The organism is Candidatus Marifrigoribacter sp. Uisw_064, assembly GCF_047730175.1.
In the GTDB taxonomy this organism is placed as follows: domain Bacteria; phylum Bacteroidota; class Bacteroidia; order Flavobacteriales; family Flavobacteriaceae; genus Marifrigoribacter.
In genome coordinates this window covers 1,560,557-1,579,492 of record NZ_CP159833.1, presented here as the reverse complement: position 1 = coordinate 1,579,492, position 18,936 = coordinate 1,560,557, and the positions used below count along the sequence as shown (strand labels likewise).

The 18,936-nt window shown below is 31.6% G+C and carries 14 protein-coding genes and 1 pseudogene; 8 read left to right on the top strand and 7 right to left on the bottom strand.

All coding sequences use genetic code 11. The features are described 5' to 3' along the window. Positions 1–149: 149 nt before the first annotated feature. Positions 150–1,871, bottom strand: coding sequence for an FG-GAP-like repeat-containing protein (locus tag ABXT64_RS07135; protein WP_443632244.1), 1,722 nt, complete (start codon positions 1,869–1,871; stop codon positions 150–152). 140 nt (positions 1,872–2,011) lie between these two features. Here ABXT64_RS07135 and ABXT64_RS07130 point away from each other — a divergent pair. The 7 genes and pseudogenes from ABXT64_RS07130 to ABXT64_RS07100 all read left to right on the top strand — a co-directional run bounded on the left by ABXT64_RS07130 (position 2,012) and on the right by ABXT64_RS07100 (position 9,542). Beyond that, positions 2,012–2,464 (top strand): annotated as a pseudogene (locus ABXT64_RS07130) (DUF1697 domain-containing protein). 179 nt (positions 2,465–2,643) lie between these two features. Then, positions 2,644–3,726 carry a diphosphomevalonate/mevalonate 3,5-bisphosphate decarboxylase family protein gene (locus ABXT64_RS07125; protein ID WP_443632243.1) on the top strand — a complete coding sequence of 361 codons (1,083 nt, stop codon included), beginning with the start codon at positions 2,644–2,646 and terminating at the stop codon, positions 3,724–3,726. A gap of 211 nt (positions 3,727–3,937) precedes the next feature. Then, the gene (locus ABXT64_RS07120) at positions 3,938–4,876 is read left to right on the top strand and encodes a mevalonate kinase family protein (protein WP_443632242.1); all 939 of its coding nucleotides are present in this window, start codon (positions 3,938–3,940) and stop codon (positions 4,874–4,876) included. A 56-nt stretch (positions 4,877–4,932) separates the two neighbouring features. Further along, positions 4,933–5,838 (top strand): geranylgeranylglycerol-phosphate geranylgeranyltransferase, encoded by a 906-nt coding sequence (locus tag ABXT64_RS07115; RefSeq protein WP_443632241.1) that lies wholly within the window; start codon positions 4,933–4,935, stop codon positions 5,836–5,838. An 8-nt stretch (positions 5,839–5,846) separates the two neighbouring features. Further along, positions 5,847–6,806, top strand: coding sequence for a carbon-nitrogen hydrolase family protein (locus ABXT64_RS07110; protein ID WP_443632240.1), 960 nt, complete (start codon positions 5,847–5,849; stop codon positions 6,804–6,806). A gap of 93 nt (positions 6,807–6,899) precedes the next feature. Next, positions 6,900–7,754 carry a pseudouridine synthase gene (locus ABXT64_RS07105; protein ID WP_443632239.1) on the top strand — a complete coding sequence of 285 codons (855 nt, stop codon included), beginning with the start codon at positions 6,900–6,902 and terminating at the stop codon, positions 7,752–7,754. Between the two features lie 18 nt (positions 7,755–7,772). Beyond that, positions 7,773–9,542 carry a MutS-related protein gene (locus ABXT64_RS07100; protein WP_443632238.1) on the top strand — a complete coding sequence of 590 codons (1,770 nt, stop codon included), beginning with the start codon at positions 7,773–7,775 and terminating at the stop codon, positions 9,540–9,542. Here ABXT64_RS07100 and ABXT64_RS07095 read toward each other — a convergent pair. Continuing rightward, on the bottom strand, positions 9,535–10,899 hold the full coding sequence (locus ABXT64_RS07095; protein ID WP_443632237.1) for a glycosyltransferase 87 family protein: 1,365 nt from the start codon (positions 10,897–10,899) through the stop codon (positions 9,535–9,537). The genes ABXT64_RS07100 and ABXT64_RS07095 overlap by 8 nt on opposite strands. A gap of 169 nt (positions 10,900–11,068) precedes the next feature. After that, positions 11,069–12,181 carry a TolB family protein gene (locus ABXT64_RS07090; protein ID WP_443632236.1) on the bottom strand — a complete coding sequence of 371 codons (1,113 nt, stop codon included), beginning with the start codon at positions 12,179–12,181 and terminating at the stop codon, positions 11,069–11,071. An 82-nt stretch (positions 12,182–12,263) separates the two neighbouring features. Between ABXT64_RS07090 and ABXT64_RS07085 the strand changes: the two genes are divergently transcribed. Beyond that, the gene (locus ABXT64_RS07085; RefSeq protein WP_443632235.1) at positions 12,264–13,490 is read left to right on the top strand and encodes a M28 family peptidase; all 1,227 of its coding nucleotides are present in this window, start codon (positions 12,264–12,266) and stop codon (positions 13,488–13,490) included. Positions 13,491–13,495: 5 nt separating this feature from the next. Here ABXT64_RS07085 and ABXT64_RS07080 read toward each other — a convergent pair whose 3' ends face one another. The 4 genes from ABXT64_RS07080 to ABXT64_RS07065 are packed head-to-tail and all read right to left on the bottom strand — an operon-like array spanning position 13,496 to position 18,655. Continuing rightward, on the bottom strand, positions 13,496–14,986 hold the full coding sequence (locus tag ABXT64_RS07080; RefSeq protein ID WP_443632234.1) for a cellulose synthase family protein: 1,491 nt from the start codon (positions 14,984–14,986) through the stop codon (positions 13,496–13,498). After that, entirely contained in the window at positions 14,983–15,675 is a 693-nt protein-coding gene (locus ABXT64_RS07075; protein WP_443632233.1) for a glycosyltransferase family 2 protein, read from the bottom strand. Before ABXT64_RS07075 ends, ABXT64_RS07080 begins: the two co-directional genes overlap by 4 nt. A 45-nt stretch (positions 15,676–15,720) precedes the next feature. Further along, positions 15,721–17,307 carry a 4Fe-4S binding protein gene (locus ABXT64_RS07070; protein WP_443632232.1) on the bottom strand — a complete coding sequence of 529 codons (1,587 nt, stop codon included), beginning with the start codon at positions 17,305–17,307 and terminating at the stop codon, positions 15,721–15,723. A 1-nt stretch (position 17,308) separates the two neighbouring features. Continuing rightward, positions 17,309–18,655 carry an NAD(P)/FAD-dependent oxidoreductase gene (locus ABXT64_RS07065; RefSeq protein WP_443632231.1) on the bottom strand — a complete coding sequence of 449 codons (1,347 nt, stop codon included), beginning with the start codon at positions 18,653–18,655 and terminating at the stop codon, positions 17,309–17,311. Positions 18,656–18,936 lie beyond the last annotated feature (281 nt).

Below are 18,936 nucleotides of genomic sequence, written 5' to 3'. Positions count from 1 at the left end.
AAAGAAATCATCCTTCTCTTCTCAAAAAAATTATGAAGAGTTGTTAACCTATGTTGATAAAAGTTTTATGCGAATTTTTAAATGAATAGCAACTAAAAATGCTTCGATTTTCATCGAAGCATTTTTAGTATAGAAAGATTTTGAACTATCTATTTCTTTATAAACTTTAACGATTGATTATCGATCGTAATAAAATAAATACCTGATTTTAAACTGGACACATCTAAGATTGTATGTTGTAATCCGAATTCAGTAACTTCCATTAAGTTTCTACCATTTACATCATAAATAGTAAGTTTTGAAAATATTTGATCTGAGTTATGACGAACAATAAGTTCTTCATCTGCTGGATTAGGATATATAGAAAATTTAATTGCAGCATTTGCATCATTTGTTCCTAAAGATCCATCTCCTTCTACATACGTTATATTTTCATTACTATTAATATCTAAATATTCTTCTGTTAAACCAGAAGGCCAATGAATAACTACTTTGTCAATTTCAGTTTCAGTACCAATTCCGAAGTGATTCACTAATGAATTTTGAGTTCCGTAACTTTCACCTGCTCTAACTTCTCTAATTTGCATTCCCCAAGCGCCCCATAATTCTACTTTTGCGGCAGTAGCATTTATATTACTTTCTACTCCTACTAAAAGAATACGACTCCAGTTATTTGAATTCCCGTCATTGATAAACATTTGATCAGGTCTTTCTTCATATGGATTATTATAACCATACGCATGAGCTGCTAGAATATCGATAAATCCATCATTATTAAGATCTCCTAAAGCACCCGATTGAATTTTTGTTGTTCCTCCAGGTAAAGAAATAGTTGCATCTGTAAAAGTTAAATCTCCATTATTCAAAAATATTTTATGTTCATCATCTCTAGAAGTAATGAAAATATCAATAAAACCATCGTTATCAAAATCTTCCATCATTACTTGAATCCCTTTTACTATTTCTAAAAGCTCAGCCACAATACCTGTACTTGCTGTAATATCTGTAAAAGTACCATCTCCATTATTAACATAAATTTGAGTTGTAATACCATGATTAATCACCACAGCATCAAAATCCCCATCATTGTCAATATCTTCAAAATTAGCTGACCAAGATTGTGCAAATGGCAATAAACCTGCACTTTCTGCTACATCTGTAAAGTTATTATTACCGTCATTTTGGAATAATAAATTTCTACGTCTACCATCGTTAGGATCATCAACTCCTAAACGACATTTTGAAATGTATAAATCTAAATCTCCATCATTATCATAATCTGTCCAAATAGATCCATAATTTCCTGAATTATCTGAAGGCACCGTACTTTCTGTATTGATAAGGTCTATATTGTAAGTTAAATGACCTGCTCCATCTCCTTCATAGGGAGCAGAAAGGCTTTCGTCTGAACATGCAAATAAATCTATATCGCCATCATTATTGATGTCTGCAAAATTTGCATTCTGAAGAAAAATACTAGGTCCGCCTAATGTAATTATGGTATAATCTGTACCGTCTGAATTTGCTAAGGCTAGTTTTAAATTATTATAATATCCACCTACCAGAATGTCATTATATCCGTTTTCATCAACATCTGCAATAGTCATTCCCCATGCTCTATCTACATCACCAATATTTATTCTGGTAAATGTTCCATTGGTTTCTTGTAGTTCAATCTCTAAATTCTCTGCATCATTTAAACGAACTATATCATCTAAACCATCATTATTCATATCGGCGATACATATAGCAGCGCCACTATACAAAGTAGGATTGTTTAAGTCTGATGAACTATCTTCAAAATTCAATTGAGCCATCATAGCTTGTGCCATAAAAAGCAGGGTCATAGAAAGCGTAATTTTTTTAATCATAATCAATTTTTTTTTAGTTATTCCTTTTTCATTGGGTTTCAAAGATAACGGATTACATTCAATTTTTGTTTGTATTTTTTTAAAGGTCATTTCACTACTTATTTATGATACTCCAAAATACTTTTATATATTAGAGGAACATGATAACATATATCGCTTTATTAAGAGGAATTAATGTTGGTGGCCATAGAAAGATATTAATGGCAGATTTAAGGACACTACTAAATCAATTAGAGTTTGAGGATGTCATTACTTATATTCAAAGTGGAAATGTGGTATTTCGGTCGAATCTAAATGCTTCTCGATGTGCAGGAATCATTTCAGAAGCGGCTCTAAAGAAGTATGGTTGAGAAGTTCCTGTTCTTGTTAAAGCTTCTTCAGAAATAAATATAATTTTAAAGGAGTGTCCTTTTTCAGAAGAAATAAAAGTGAAAAGTTATTTTATTCTTTTTGATCGACTAGTTTCCGAAGAACTCCTGGGTGAAATTGATCCAAAATATTATCCTAATGAAGAAGTTCATGTTACAAATACGTGCATATATCTACTGCGAAAATGGTTATCACAATGCGAAATGCGGCACGAATTTCTTTGAAAAGAAGTTGCAAATAAAAGCCACCGCTCGAAATTATCGAACGATGGCGAAACTTTTAGAACTTTCTACTCATTAATAGACTTTTCTGATTTAGACGTATTTTCTCTAGTATTATAATATCTTCTGTTTTTAAATATATACAACATGATTTTATATATTTGTTTCTGAAAATTTCCTAAATGAAAGAGTCTCATTTTATTCCTGAAAAATATTTACATAATTTAAAAAATGGAAGTGTTACGTGGCAATCTCCAAGTAATATTGCATTGGTAAAATATTGGGGGAAGTATGGACAACAAAACCCAAAAAATGCTTCTATAAGTTTCACCTTAAATAATTGTAATACCCTAACTGAATTAAAGTATTTTCTAAAAGACTCTCAAAATCAAGAATTTGATTTTAATGTTTATTTTGAAGGAGAAAAAAAGGATGATTTTAAACCAAAAATTGAATCTTTCTTTGAAAGAATTGAGCAATATATCCCTTTTTTAAAACATTATCGATTCGAAATTCATACCTCAAATACATTTCCGCACAGTAGCGGAATAGCATCATCAGCAAGTGGCATGAGCGCAATAGCTTTATGTATTATGAGCATGGAAAAATTAATGCTACCCGAAGTATCCAGCGATTATTTTAATCAAAAAGCGTCTTTTCTAGCCCGCCTAGGGTCCGGAAGTGCTTGTAGAAGTATTAAAGGTGAATTAATTGTTTGGGGAGCACATGAAAACATACAAGGAAGTAGCCAACTTTTCGGCATACAATATCCTTATCAAGTTCATGATAATTTCAAAAATTATCAGGATACTATTCTTTTGGTAGATAAAGGCGAAAAACAAGTGAGCAGTACGGTAGGTCATAATTTAATGAAGGATCATCCTTTTGCCGAACAACGATTTCAACAAGCAAATGAAAATTTATCAAAATTAATTCCTGTTTTAGAACAAGGAAATGTTTCTGAATTTATAAAAATTGTAGAAAGTGAAGCTTTATCATTACATGCGATGATGATGACTTCTATGCCCTATTTTATTTTAATGAAACCTAATACTTTAGAAATTATTAATCGTATTTGGAGCTATAGAAAGCTACAAAACAGTGCTATTTGTTTTACACTTGATGCTGGAGCCAATGTTCATGTGTTATATCCAGAAAATGAAAAAGAGACCGTTCTAGTTTTTATCAAAAATGAATTAGCTCCTTTTTGTAAAAACGGTGAATTTATTATAGATCAAGTTGGTTTTGGAGCTATTCAAAAATAATTTTTAAAAAAAACAACACCTTATCTCCATGTCTTAATTAAATGATATACAATCCACTGTGAATATTATTTCTCTCAACAATAATTTCTGAAGAATACACTTTTTTATTTTTTTTTAATAAATTGCTTTGTAAGAATTTCTATCTTTGCAACATAAATGATGAAATCATGCGGAAAAATCGTATTTTTAACATTCAATAATAGTGTAACGTATGCGTGGCCCTCTTTTTTATTCAAAAATCCTTCTCTTTGGAGAATACGGAATTATCAAAGACTCTAAAGGTTTATCAATCCCATATAATTTTTTTAAGGGTGCGCTAAAAATAGATGAACATCACACTGTTTCTACTCATAAATCCAATCAAAATCTAAAACGTTTTAGTGATTTTTTAGAAAAATTACAAAATGAAAGCAAAGACCTCGTAAGCTTTGACATTGAATCTTTAAAATCTGATGTCGAAAAAGGTTTGTATTTTGATTCGAGTATCCCGCAAGGATATGGTGTAGGTAGTAGTGGTGCTTTGGTTGCAGCTATTTATGATAAATATGCTTCAGATAAAATTACAATTCTTGAAAATTTAACTCGAGAAAAATTATTAATACTTAAAAACATATTTGGGGCTATGGAATCTTTTTTCCATGGAAAATCATCAGGATTAGATCCTTTAAATAGTTATCTAAGTCTGCCTATATTAATAAATTCAAAAGATAATATAGAGCCTGCTGGTATTCCTTCTCAATTACAAAACGGAAAAGGAGCTGTTTTTTTACTAGATAGTGGAATTACAGGTAAAACCGCACCTATGGTGCAGATTTTCATGGAGAGCATGAAAAAAGAAGGCTTCCGTAACATGTTAAAAACTCAATTTGTTAAACATACTGATGCTTGTGTTGAAGATTTCTTAGAAGGAGACATTAAATCCCTTTTTAGCAATATGAAACAACTTTCTAAAGTTGTTTTAGATAATTTTAAACCTATGATTCCAAAAGAGTTTCATACGTTGTGGAAAAAAGGAATTGATACAAATGCATATTTTCTAAAACTTTGTGGATCTGGTGGCGGAGGATATATGTTAGGATTTACCGAGGATATAGAACAAGCTAAAAAAGTCTTAAAAGACTATAAACTAGAAGTAGTTTATAATTTTTAATCCCCTAAAATATTAGAGGTAACAGAAACATCTAGATACAATTCGTAAAATATACTATGTTACGTAGAAAACAAAAATACTTGCTGATTAAGTTTTTTAGTTTGTTTTCAATTGTTCGTGGTTATAATGTTTTGGTGATTGTTATCGCACAATATCTTACTTCCATTTATATTTTAGCTCCCGAGCTTCCCTTAAAAAAAGTATTGTTCGATCTCAATCTGCTAATGTTAGTTTTAGCTTCTTCTTCAGCTATTGCTGCAGGGTATATTATTAATAGTTTTTACGATAGTGATAAGGACCTTATCAACAGACCAAGTAAAACCATGCTGGATAAATTAGTTAGTCAAAGAACAAAACTAACTGGTTATTTTGTCCTAAATTTTTTGTCGGTCATATTTTCTAGCTATGTATCTTTTAGAGCGGTTATTTTTTTCTCTTTATATATTTTTGGAATTTGGTTTTATTCTCATAAACTGAAAAAATTTCTTTTCATTGGTAATCTAGTTGCCGCTACACTTGCAGTGATACCATTCTTTGCTGTTTTTATTTATTATCAAAATTTCGATTTAGTCATTTTTGTCCACGCTACATTTTTATTCTTACTCATATCTATGCGTGAACTCGTAAAAGATTTAGAAAATCTAAAAGGTGATTTAGCTCAAAATTATAAAACAATCCCCGTGGTTTATGGCGAAAAAGCTTCAAAAATCATGCTTACTATTTTGTGCTTAACTTCTAGCATTCCTACTTTCTTATTGATTACACGGTTTGAAATTGGATATATGAATTATTTTTTCTTCGGAAGTAGTATTGCCTTAATCATATTCCTTCTTTTTTTATGGAAATCGAATGAAAAAATACATTATATAATACTTCACAGTATCTTAAAATTTATCATTGTTGTTGGGGTTTTCAGTATTATTCTAATTAATGTTGATGTACTTTTAAATCGACTTTTGTAAATTTAACAATGGAAAATAATCATCTACTTAATGTTGCATTAGCTCAAATAGCACCTGTTTGGCTGAATAAAGAAAAAACGTTACAGAAAATTGAGAACTGTATTGAAGAAGCTGCTAAGAATAATTCAGAATTAATCATTTTTGGGGAAGGCTTACTTCCTGGATATCCATTTTGGTTAGCTTTAACTGATGGTGCAGCTTGGAATAAAAAAGTAAACAAAGAATTACATGCTCATTACCTTAGAAATTCCGTTTGCATAGAAAAAGGTGATTTAAAATCGATATGTGCACTTTCAAAAAAACATAAAATTGCTGTTTATCTTGGCATTATTGAACGGCCATTAGATCGAGGTGGCCATAGCATTTATGCTTCTTTAGTCTATATAAATCAAGAAGGTGAAATTAAATCCGTTCATCGTAAACTTCAACCTACCTATGATGAACGCTTAACATGGTCTTCTGGAGATGGAAATGGTCTTAAAGTTCATCCATTAAAACAATTTACTGTGGGTGGTTTAAATTGTTGGGAGAATTGGATGCCCTTACCAAGAGCTTCTCTGTATGGTCAGGGTGAAAATTTACACATAGCCGTATGGCCTGGAAGCGATCATAATACAAAAGATATTACTCGTTTTATTGCAAGAGAATCTAGGAGTTATGTAATTTCAGTTTCTTCATTAATGAGCATTGAAAACTTCCCTCAAGACACACCTTATCTTCAGCAATTACTAGAAAAATCACCAAAAACTCTTGCGAATGGAGGAAGTTGTATTGCTGGTCCCGACGGAGAATGGATTCTTGAACCTGTATTAAATTCTGAAGGAAACATCTATTTTTCTTTAGATTTTAACCGGGTATATGAAGAACGTCAAAACTTTGATCCAGCGGGTCATTATTCGAGACCAGATGTCACTAAATTAATAGTAAATAGGGAGCGACAATCTACTTTAAGTTTTGAAAATGAATAGTATAATGCCAGTAGAATATTTTCAGGCTTCTTTTACCTAATGCTTAGTTACTTATCTTTTTAAAATCTATCTTTGCAAAAAATTAAATTGAAAATGCAGCAAGGCAAAAATAGAAAAGATTCTGGTAAAGGAAAAGGCAGAAACCCACAAGGTAAAGACGCAGGAAAAGGAAGGTGGAAAAAAGATGATACTAAGGCGAAAGAAAAAAATACTACAAAAAAACCAAAAGTTGCCCCTAAAAGTGCTACTGATGGTATCCGATTAAATAAATACATATCAAATTCTGGTGTCTGTTCTCGTAGAGAAGCCGACATGTACATTCAAGTAGGTAGTGTTACTGTAAATGGTAAGATTATTAATGAAATGGGGTTTAAAGTGAAGCTTACAGATGAAGTTACTTTTGATGGAAGACGGATCAATCCTGAACCTAAAGCCTATGTTTTATTAAATAAGCCTAAAGGATTTGCTACAACTATAAGTGAAAGTAAAGGAAATACTGTAATGGATTTAGTTAGCAACGCTTCCGCTGGTCGTATCAATCCTATTGGAAGATTGGGGCGTAATGCAACTGGATTATTACTATTTACTAATGATGATGAGTTTATGCAGAAATTCACCCGCAAAGGTGTTTCTCGTTTATTTCATGTCGTATTAGATAAAAACCTTAAGCAAGCTGATCTTATTAAGATAAAAGAAGGCATCAAATTAGAAGGAAAAACGATATCGATTGATGACATTAGTTATGTTGAAAATTCTCCTAAAAAAGAAATTGGATTAAAAATTAAGCATACCGGTAATAGCGTTATTAGAAACATTTTTGAAAGCCTCAACTATAATGTTGTCGTTGTGGATTGTGTTACTATTGGACCTTTAACCAAAAAAGACTTACCACGTGGTAGATGGCGTAACCTAACCGAGCAAGAGTTAAATACTATAAACATGTTATAATTTAGTATTGTAATTTAAATGAATTCACCTTTACAGTTCTATACCCAAGAAAAGCAAATTTTTGAAAGTGAATTAGCACGATTCAAAAGGAAATTAATCAATCTTAGTATCATTAGATTGGTTATTTTTCTTGCGACTATCTATGGCGCTTATTATTTTTCTGATAGCACAAAAATTATGGTTCCAATTCTTATAGTTGGAATCATTTTATTTTTCTTTTTAGTTTCAATTCATTCAGATTTAAAACATAAAAAGCGAAAAGCTGAATCTCTTATTTATATTAATCAGCGTGAAATTAATGTTATTAATGGTAATGTATCTGAGTTAGAAACAGGCACTGAATTTCAAGATCCTTCGCATGAGTTTAGTTATGATGTAGACTTATTTGGGCTAGGTTCTTTTTTTCAATACCTCAATAGAACAACTCTTCTCTCCGGAAAGAAATGGCTGGCTTCAACTTTGACTTCAAATAATATTTATGATATTCAGCAGAAACAAGACAGCATTAAAGAGCTTGCTGAACAATCTAAATGGCGGCAAAATTTTTCTGCGACTGGGAGTTTAATACAAGTAAATGTTGATGCCGAAAGAATAGTTCTTTGGTTACAAAATCACAAAGCATTTGTTCCAGCTACAATGCGTTTTATTCCGCATTTATTTTCAGTTATTTCTCTTTGTATTCTTGTCTTAAATTATTTTAATTTCGTCCCTCTTTCAATCACAACACTGTGGTTTTTTATTGGAATTGGAATTACAGGAATCTATATTAAAAAGATCAATCCGTTTTATCAAAATGCCAATAAAGCAAAAGAGACTTTTAAACAATATTATCAGCTTTTATCACTTATTGAATCACAAGAATTTAAGGCTACCATATTAAAATCTAAACAAGAAGAAATTAAAACGGAATCTAAAAAAGCTTCAGAAATATTTCTTCAATTTTCAAAAACATTAGATGCCTTTGACCAACGTAATAATATGATAGTTGGCATTTTCGCTAATGCTTTTGCTTTGCGTGATTTATACCATTGCTATCAACTTGAACAATGGATAGATAGTTATAAAGACAAGGTCGAAAAATGGTTTGAGGTCATTGCTTTTTTCGACGCTCAAAATTCATTAGCTAATTATTCATTTAATCATCCAAGCTATACATTTCCAACAATTACAAATTCTAATCATACCTTAGAAACTTCAGGTTTAGGGCATCCTTTAATACTTTCAACCAAGAGAATTGATAATGATTTAGCGATAAAAAATGATGAATTTTTCATCATAACGGGAGCCAATATGGCTGGAAAAAGTACTTTTTTACGTACGGTTTCCTTAGCAATAATTATGGCAAACACAGGGCTTCCTATTTGCGCAAAAGAAGTGAAATATAGTCCAATACAATTAATCACAAGTATGCGCACTAGTGATTCCTTAACAGATGATGAGTCGTATTTCTTTTCAGAATTAAAGCGTTTAAAATATATCATTGAACAAATTAAAAGTGAGAAATACTTTATCATTTTAGATGAAATATTAAAAGGAACTAACAGTACTGATAAAGCGATTGGTTCACGAAAATTTGTTGAAAAATTAGTTGCTTCTAACGCTACAGGTATTATAGCTACTCACGATTTGAGTTTATGTGAAATTTCCACAACACTGGAACAAGTCAAGAATTATTATTTTGATGCTGAAATCATCAACGATGAATTACATTTTGACTATACTTTCAAGACAGGTATTTGTCAAAACATGAACGCTTCATTTCTATTAAAGAAAATGGAGATTATTTAGTTGTTATTTTCTGATGCTTATCCTTTAGAAATACCTCCCACAAAAAGAATCCAATCACCGCACTATATTCTAAAGCAATGAACCATAGGTTTTCTGAAAAGCCTTCAGAACCATAGGCCGAATAGCTTAATATCACTACAAAACTCCAAACCAAAGGAAATCTATATGTAGTAAAAACAGACAATAGTAATGGAGTTGCTACGTACCATGGATGCACCGTTGTAGAGAGCAAAAAGTAAAAAGAGATTGCTATTAAAAATGCTGTGATTAATTGTTTCAGTTTGTTATTTTTTCTGAAAAAAGTGATGATTAAAATAAAAACTATAATCACCAAAGGAAGGATTTTTCCAACAGATTCAATCAGATTCCAGCCCACTGCTTTAAATCCTATCCAACGAATAATATAATAAACACTTGCATTAAATTCGAAATCCTGAAACCATAAGCCTATCGTATTCGTGAAATTGATTAAAAATTCATTGGAATAAAAAGGAGCAAAACTTAAAATTATAGAAGCTAATGTGAGCAAGTAAAATCGAACTAATTTTGAGAATCCTACCCTAGCGGAAGATTTGTTTTTCATAAACCATTGAAATAACAGCGGCAAAAATAGCAATGGGATAAGCTTAACTGAAACTGAAAGCCCCAATAAAATAGCAGCTATGATCCATTTTCTTTTGTATAGATAATATAGACTCGCTATTATAAAGAACAACATAACTCCTTCAAAATGTAGGTTTCCAGTAAGCTCTATAATAATAAATGGATTTAGGAAATACCAAAATATATTGCTTTCATCTAGATTGAGTTGTTTTAATAATTTTCTTCCGAAGAATAAAACACCAATATCTGCTAGTATGATTATAATTCTTAAAACTACAACCGAACCTAATATACTTTTCCCAGAAAACAAAGCAGCGATACTAAACAACAATTGATTTACAGGGGGATAATTACTAAAATGACTGCCATTTAAAGCGCCCATTCCTTCATACAATAATTGTGCTTGAGCAACGACTAGATTGCCGTTTGAGAGATACATTTCTGGGCTAATGAGATAAGGATTAATACCTTGAAATACTAACCTACCATCCCATAAAAAGCGATAAAAATCTTGTGAAAGATTGGGAATACTTGTAATGAATAATAACCTAAAAAAAATACCAAGACCCGCTAATAACCAAAAATTAGTTTTAAAAATTTGGACTTTTTTATAAAATAAAAAAAACAAGGTTGTATAAAGTGATATCAGCTTTATAAAATCAGTTCGTTCTAGATCGTAAGCAAAACTCAGGTAGAAAAATGAAGTAAAGACAACAAAAAGCAGCGGATTTCTATACAGATTAAATAGGCTCATACTTTTAATTATTTTGCAATTTATTTTAAAACAATAGGTCTATAAAAATAGACACTAATTACAAGAAAATATATCAAAAATACATTCTACTGTCAATTCGAGCGCAGTCGATAACTAAAATGTTTACTTAATTTCAATAGGTTTCGACTGCGCTCAACCAGACAATCTCTTAATCTTGCCATTCAGCAATAAATAAATTGGTATCTCTACCTCCACCATTATTTCTATTGGAAGAAAAAGCTAAATATTTTCCATCATTTGAAAACACGGGGAACGCATCAAAAGTTTCACCATGGGTAATACGTTTTAGATTTTTACCATCTAAATCAATCAAGTATAAATTAAATGGAAATCCTCTTTCAGCCTCAAAATTTGATGAGAATAAAATTTTATCCCCTGAAGGATGAAAAAATGGGCTCCAGTTTGCATTTCCAAGATTTGTTAATTGACGCAAATCACTTCCATCTGCATTACAAATGTATAATTCCATATCGGTAGGTTCAACCAATCCATTTGCTAATAGATCTTTGTAGGCTTTAATATCTTTTTCTGTTTTAGGACGAGAAGATCGGAATATTAATTTGGTCCCATCAGGTGAAAAGAAAGCTCCACCATCATATCCTAATTCATCTGTGATTTGTTTTACATCACTACCATCAATATTCATGGTATACAATTCTAAATCGCCACTACGTGTTGAAGTAAACACAATTTTATCACCTTTTGGGGAAACAGTCGCTTCTGCATCATAACCGGGTTCTGAGGTAAGTTGAGCAGTTATATTTCCTTCTAAATCAGCCACAAAAATATCGAATGAATCATATACTGGCCATACATATTTACCATTTTCTCGAAGGGGTACTTCGGGACAATTCTCATCCACTAAGTGTGTGGAAGCATATACAATATGTTGGTTATCTGGTAAAAAGTAAGCACAAGTCGTACGTCCTTTTCCAGTGCTTATCATTGGCGGTTGGTTTCCATTAAAAACCTCGCCTTTATTCATTAAAAACATTTGATCACATCCAACACCCCAATCTTTAAAATTAGATTGAAATACTAATTGCTTATCATCAAAACTCCAATATGCTTCCGCATTATCGCCTCCAAAAGTTACCTGCTGAATAGATTTAAAATGAACTTCTTCAGGATAAATTAAAGTATCTTTAGATAATTCTACAGTTTCTTCAGACACCTCTTTTGGAATTATATTTGTATCTGAGTTGTTCTCTTTACAAGAAGTTATAGATAAAAAGACTAATAATATTGGGATGAATTTCATATTTAAGCTAATTTTGTGCTAAAATAAACAATCTCTTAAAGAGATTAATTTTAATCTTTAATTTTATTTAAAATCACTCAAGATGAAAGTCCTATATTTTCTTTTAATTTCCATTCTATTTATTTCATGTAAAAAAGAACAAGCTGTGGAAGTTTCCATGAAAGATGACGTTTCTTATTTAGCTTCTGACAGTCTACAAGGAAGGCAAACTGGAACTTCGTATGAAATGATGGCTGCAAATTATATTGCTAAACGGTTTAAGGATTTAGGGATAGAACCTAGAGGTACGGAGGCATATTTTCAAGAATTTTCATTTACAGATAAAAGTGACCCTCATGGGAATGTAGCCTATGTAAATAAAAGTGAAGATGGAACGATCACTGGAACCAATGTGGTTGGATATTTAAATCACAATGCTGAAAATACTATTGTTATTGGAGCACATTACGACCATTTGGGTATGGGAGGAGAAGGTTCTCTTTTTCGTGGGGAAACACCAGAAATTCATAATGGAGCAGATGATAATGCTAGTGGAATAGCTGTGATGCTAAATTTAGTTAAAGAATTAAAAAGTATAAACACAAACAATAACTATTTATTCATTGCTTTTTCTGGTGAAGAAATTGGACTTTTAGGTTCTAATTATTACACTAAAAATCCAACCATCGATTTAAAGAAAGTAAACTATATGATCAATATGGACATGGTGGGGAGATTGAATAAAGAAAATACAATCGCGGTTCATGGAGTGGGTACTTCTCCAATCTTTAAGCAAACTTTATTTGCAAATAAAGGCTCCTTAAATATTGCTGAACATGAATCGGGTGTTGGACCAAGTGATCATACTTCTTTCTATTTAATGGATTTACCCGTACTTCATTTTTTCACAGGGCAACATGAAGATTACCATAAACCAGGCGATGATACTGAAAAATTAAATTATGAAGGAATGGAACTAATTAAACAATACATTCTTTCTGTAATAACCGATTTAAATGACGATTCTAAAATTACTTTCAAAAAAACTAAAAACGAAAGTGAAGAAGTTCCGGCGTTCAAAGTTACGTTAGGAGTGGTTCCTGATTATTTATTTAATGGCGAAGGAATGCGTATTGATGGTGTAAGTGAAGATCGTCCAGCACAAAATGCAGGAATGAAAAAAGGGGATATTGTTGTTAAAATGGGAGAATTTGATGTTGTAGATATGATGAGTTATATGAAATCTCTTGGAAAATTTGAAAAGGGGTCTTCTACCAAAGTAAGTGTAAAAAGAGGCGAAGAAATTCTTGAGCTTGATGTTACTTTCTAAAAAAACTAAACTTTAGAACTTAGAGATTTAAAAAACACATAACCAAAGCCAATAAATAACATGAGGTGAAAAGGGAACAGTCCAAAATCTCCTCCTTGATCTCCAACAACAAACGCACTGTACATTCCAAATCCAAAATAAAGCATTAATACGCCTTCAATTATTACGTTTGGGGATATTTTTTTGCGAATGTACTTATTGCCTTTCCAACTATCTTTTAGTGAATTAATATTAAATTTAGGGGTACGAACAAATTCACTTTTCTTACCAAAATGACCTTCTAAGACAGCAATTGAGTTGTGAAGAGAGAATCCCATAGCAATTGAAAAGAAAACAAAAAACATACCAATGTATTCAAAGAACTGTTTATAACCTCCTCCATAAACACTTTTGTACATAAACCAATAACAGATAAAAAATATAAGAGTACTTATTACAAAGAAGCTCATTACAATAAAATATAATTTTAAATGAGCATATTCATTTTTAATGTACAACATTGGAATACTTAAAACAGCTACTGTAAAGATGCTTAAAAACATGGTGCTATTAAGTAAATGTAGTAAGCCATGAACCTTTGTTTTAAAAGACAGGTCTTTACTTCTTATGACTCTTCCTGCCATTTTTCTGAAATTTTCAGCACCTCCTTTATTCCAACGAAATTGTTGAGTTCTTGCAGCACTTATAACTACAGGAAGCTCGGCTGGAGTTTCAACTTCTTCTAAATATTTAAATTTCCATTGTTTTAATTGGGCTCTATAACTTAAATCTAAATCTTCGGTGAGTGTATCTCCTTCCCAATTTCCGGCATCGATAATACATTCTTTTCTCCAAACACCTGCGGTACCGTTAAAATTGATAAAGTGCCCTTTGCTATTTCGACCAACTTGCTCTAAAGTAAAATGGGCATCTAATGCAAAAGCTTGAATTCTGGTTAAAATTGAATAATCTCTATTAATATGGCTCCAACGTGTTTGTACCACGCCAATTTCAGAGTCTTTAAAATAGGGAATTGTGCTTTTTAACCAACAGGGTTTTGGTAGGAAATCAGCATCAAAAATGGCTATATATTCTCCTTTAGCATTCTTTAATCCTTCTTTTAAGGCTCCTGCTTTAAATCCTTCACGATTATCTCTTGTAATGTGTTGAATATCTAGGCCTGTTTTTTGAAGCTCAGAAATTTGCTGTGCAGTTGAAGCAAGTGATTCGTCTGTAGAGTCATCCAACACTTGAATTTCAAGTTTGTCATTAGGGTACTCAATTTTAGCAATATTTTTCAACAAACGATCCATAACATAAAGTTCGTTATAAACCGGTAACTGAATAGTTACAAATGGAATTTCATCTGGATTTGACAAATCATACTTTACACTATCGTCTTTTTTCTTTTTATTACTGATGTAATTAAGGAGCAGATTTAATTGCGCTAAAGCATACATGAAAATTAGTATGAGAGCAATCGAATAAAGAGTAATAATAATATATTCTAGAATCATTTTTTAAATGAATATTTAAATATCCAGCCTAGTATTTTAAAGCCTGCAAATATAGCACCTTTTATCGTCCCTGAAACTTTTGACACACCTATTCTATTTCTATAATTTACGGGCACTTCAAGATACGTATATTTCCGCTTAAGTACTTTTAGTTGCATTTCTACTGTCCATCCATAGGTTTTATCCTCCATGTTTAGCGCTAAAAGTTTTTCATACTTAATAGCTCTAAACGGGCCCAAATCTGTAAATTTTGATTTGAAAAATAATCGCATAAGGGAAGTTGCTAACCAATTACCGAATAATTGAGGCACTGTCATTGACCCTTTTTCTCTTGTTTCAGCGACTCTTGCTCCTACCACAAAATCGTAATTATCTTCTAGTATGGGAGCAACTATTTTTGTTATTTCTTCAGGATAATCACTATAATCACCGTCTAAAAAAACTACGATATCTGTTTTAGTAGTCTGTGAAGCAATATATTCCATTCCCTTTAAGCATGCGTAACCATATCCTTTTCTTTTTTCTGAAAGAACAGTAGCACCAGCATTTTTTGCTACTGCTTCAGTTGTGTCTGTGGAATTATTACTGATTACAATAACTTCAGAAACACTATTTGGAATATCATTAATTACATGAGCAATAGATGCTTCTTCATTATACGCAGGAATAATTACTTTTATTTCGGGCATTTGAAATCTTTCAACAAAAATACAACTGATTTATATATCTGTACTTTACTTTCTTTTGATATTTACTAATGTCATTAAATCGACATCATTTCCTAACAATACATCGGTTGGATTAATTCTTCCATTTTCTGGACCATTTTCGAGTTTTAACACACCTCTTGGGCACACAGCAGAACAAATACCACAACCAACACAACTGGAACGTACGATGTTTTCACCTTTTTGAGCATAAGCTCTCACATCGATTCCCATTTCACAGTAAGTGGAACAGTTTCCGCATGAAATACATTGTCCTCCATTGGTTGTAATTCTAAAACGAGATTTAAAACGTTGAACTATTCCCAAATAGGCTGCTAGCGGACATCCAAAACGACACCACACACGATTTCCAAAAATTGGATAAAATCCTGTACCAATAACCCCGGCGAAGATGGAGCCTATTAATAATCCATAAATATCTTGAATGGTTTGCGTTTTAAGACCTAACACTCCTTCCGCCCCAGAGAAATAAGCGTATAATGTTATTGCTGTCATAACTAAGGCAAATACCAATACTCCATGTACCAACCAACGTTCCAGTTTCCATGACTTTAATGATTTATCTGAAAGTTGTCGGTAAGGATCTCCTAATGTTTCAGCTAATCCTCCACAACCACAAACCCATGAACAATACCATCTTTTTCCGAAGAAATAAACCATAACAGGAACAACCACTACTGTTAAAACAATACCCCAGATAAGAATAAATAATCCTAATCCTCCACTAGCTATTAATTCATCTAAGCTCCAACTATAGAAAAAATCATAGTCTAAAGGAAAGGCATTTTTAAAATCGTACCATGGTTTTTCGAATCGTACTAAAATCTCAGGAATTAGAAAGGCAAATACTATTTGAAAGAATACAACTGAGGTTGTTCTTAATATTTGGTATTTATTATGGCGGTATTTAATATACATTCTCACCGCCATCACCATCATTACAGTACAATACAAAAAACCATATAAAAACCACTGACTTGCTGGATTACCGCTTAAACTTTCACTTATTGGATCTAGAATATAAGTCCAATTAACAATATAATCTGGAAGAAAATAAAGCAATAAATAGAACCCCACTAAATAGACAAAAACAGACCAACCAATCCAACCACGATTGGTCGCGTTACTATGATAAATTCCATTATTTTTTATTCCTTCAGGTCCTAATAAAATTACATTAGGTATTATAAATAGTAATGCTCCTAAAATTCCTAGGCCAAAAGTTAACCACCATAATAAACCGTTATTTTCTTTTACAAAACCTTTTCCAGATGCTTTCAATAATTGGTATGAAAAACTATGTGGTTTGTCCCATATTTTTTTGCCCCATTCTTGTTTTTCTTCGTGAATTTTATTGGATTTTTTTACAATAGCTATTATTTCTGAAGAAATAGACATAGGTCCAGAAAATTCTTTGCCTACTATTTTTGATTCCATTTCTGAAATAAATAGTTCGCTTGAAATTCCTTTACTAGAAATAAATGTCTTGAAATTACTTGGTGTAACTTCATATTTTCCTAAAAATACAAGTGCTGTGAAAATTGATAACCCTATCAAGAATATGCCTAATCCTATTTTTTGAATCTTTTTCATATTATGCTTTTGTACTAAAAATTCGTTTCCAACTTTTTTTCTTCAATTGAATGTTTGAATTATTTTCTGTATTAAATTTTGTTATAATTTCTTTTTCATGAAGCGTGTAAAATTCAGGATCAAAATTAGCGTCAGACAAATGCTCTAAAACATATTCAATACTTCTATTTTCGGTTAAAACCCGATCAAAAAAGTCATGTCGCATTCTAACTCCGAAGGTATTAATGCCTATAAACGCTCCTGTGTTTTTATCATAATTAATATGAATACATTTTTTTCCATCCTGATGCTCCCAATAAAAACGAGCTTCATTTTCTTTGGGTTGTGCCCAAACCCAACCATACGTTTGATATTCGATATCTAAAAACTTGGCAGAGTTAAACCAATGTCCTGGTTTATATTCAGTTTTATTTCCACATAGTGTTTGTGCCAAGGCTTCTCCCATCATTCTTCCTGTATACCATACAGCTTCAATAGGTCTTCGTTGATCAATTGCTTCATGCTGTTCTGCGCAATCACCAATAGCATATACATCGTTGATATTTGTTTCTAAAAAACGATTTACTTTAACTCCTCTACCCAATTCTATTCCAGAATTTTTTAAAAAATCTATATTAGGTGAAACGCCAGCTGTTAATCCTACTACGTTGCATTTTATAATTTCACCTGTTTCTTGAATTTCAATTGCTTTTACATTTCCTTTAGCATCAGAAATAATCTCCTTAAGATTAACTCCTAATCGAAGATCGATATGATGTTCTTTAATATGCCTGTTAATCATTTGGCTTTCACCTAAAGGCAATACACCATTCCAAAAGCTATTTTCACGGACTAAAAAAGTAACAGGAATATCTCTACTTCTTAGCATTTCGGCTAATTCAATTCCTATCAACCCACCGCCAACAATGACTGCTCTCTGACACTCTTTGTTATTTGGCGCAAATTTTTCAAGGTTTTCAAGGTCTTGTTTATGATACATTCCCATAACGCCTCCTAAGTCTTGTCCTGGCCAACCAAATTTATTCGGTTTACTTCCCGTTGCAATTACTAAACTATCATAAGTCATTTTTTCTTCATTAGAAAAAATTAACTCTTTGTTTTTAGGGTCTATTTCCTTAACAAAACCTTTTTTAAGTTCTATTCTGTTTTTTTTCCAAAACCAATTTTCATAAGGCTGTGTATGTTCAAATTTCATATGCCCCATATACACATACATTAAAGCAGTTCTAGAGAAAAAGAATTCGGTTTCCGCAGAAATGATTGTGATTTTATGGTCAGAAAATTTTCGGATATGTCTTGCGGTTGTTACTCCAGAAATTCCGTTACCAATTATAACAATGTGCTCCATAAATAAAATTGTCTTGTTTGTCTGTCGAATTTAAAGGTAATACATATCTAAGGAGTGAATAGTTTAGAATGAATTTAAATATTATGTTAGATGTAAGTATTCAAAAAATGTAATTTTTTTCCTTCCTGTTAAAACAAATTATTATTTTATATATGGTTAAAAATTAGGGTATTTCTAATCAAAATTGTTATACTACATGTACACTTTTATAAGAATACTCTAATATTTCTTATATTTTTATGATTTATAGGTGTTATTTTGGGATATTAGCTGCAAATTAT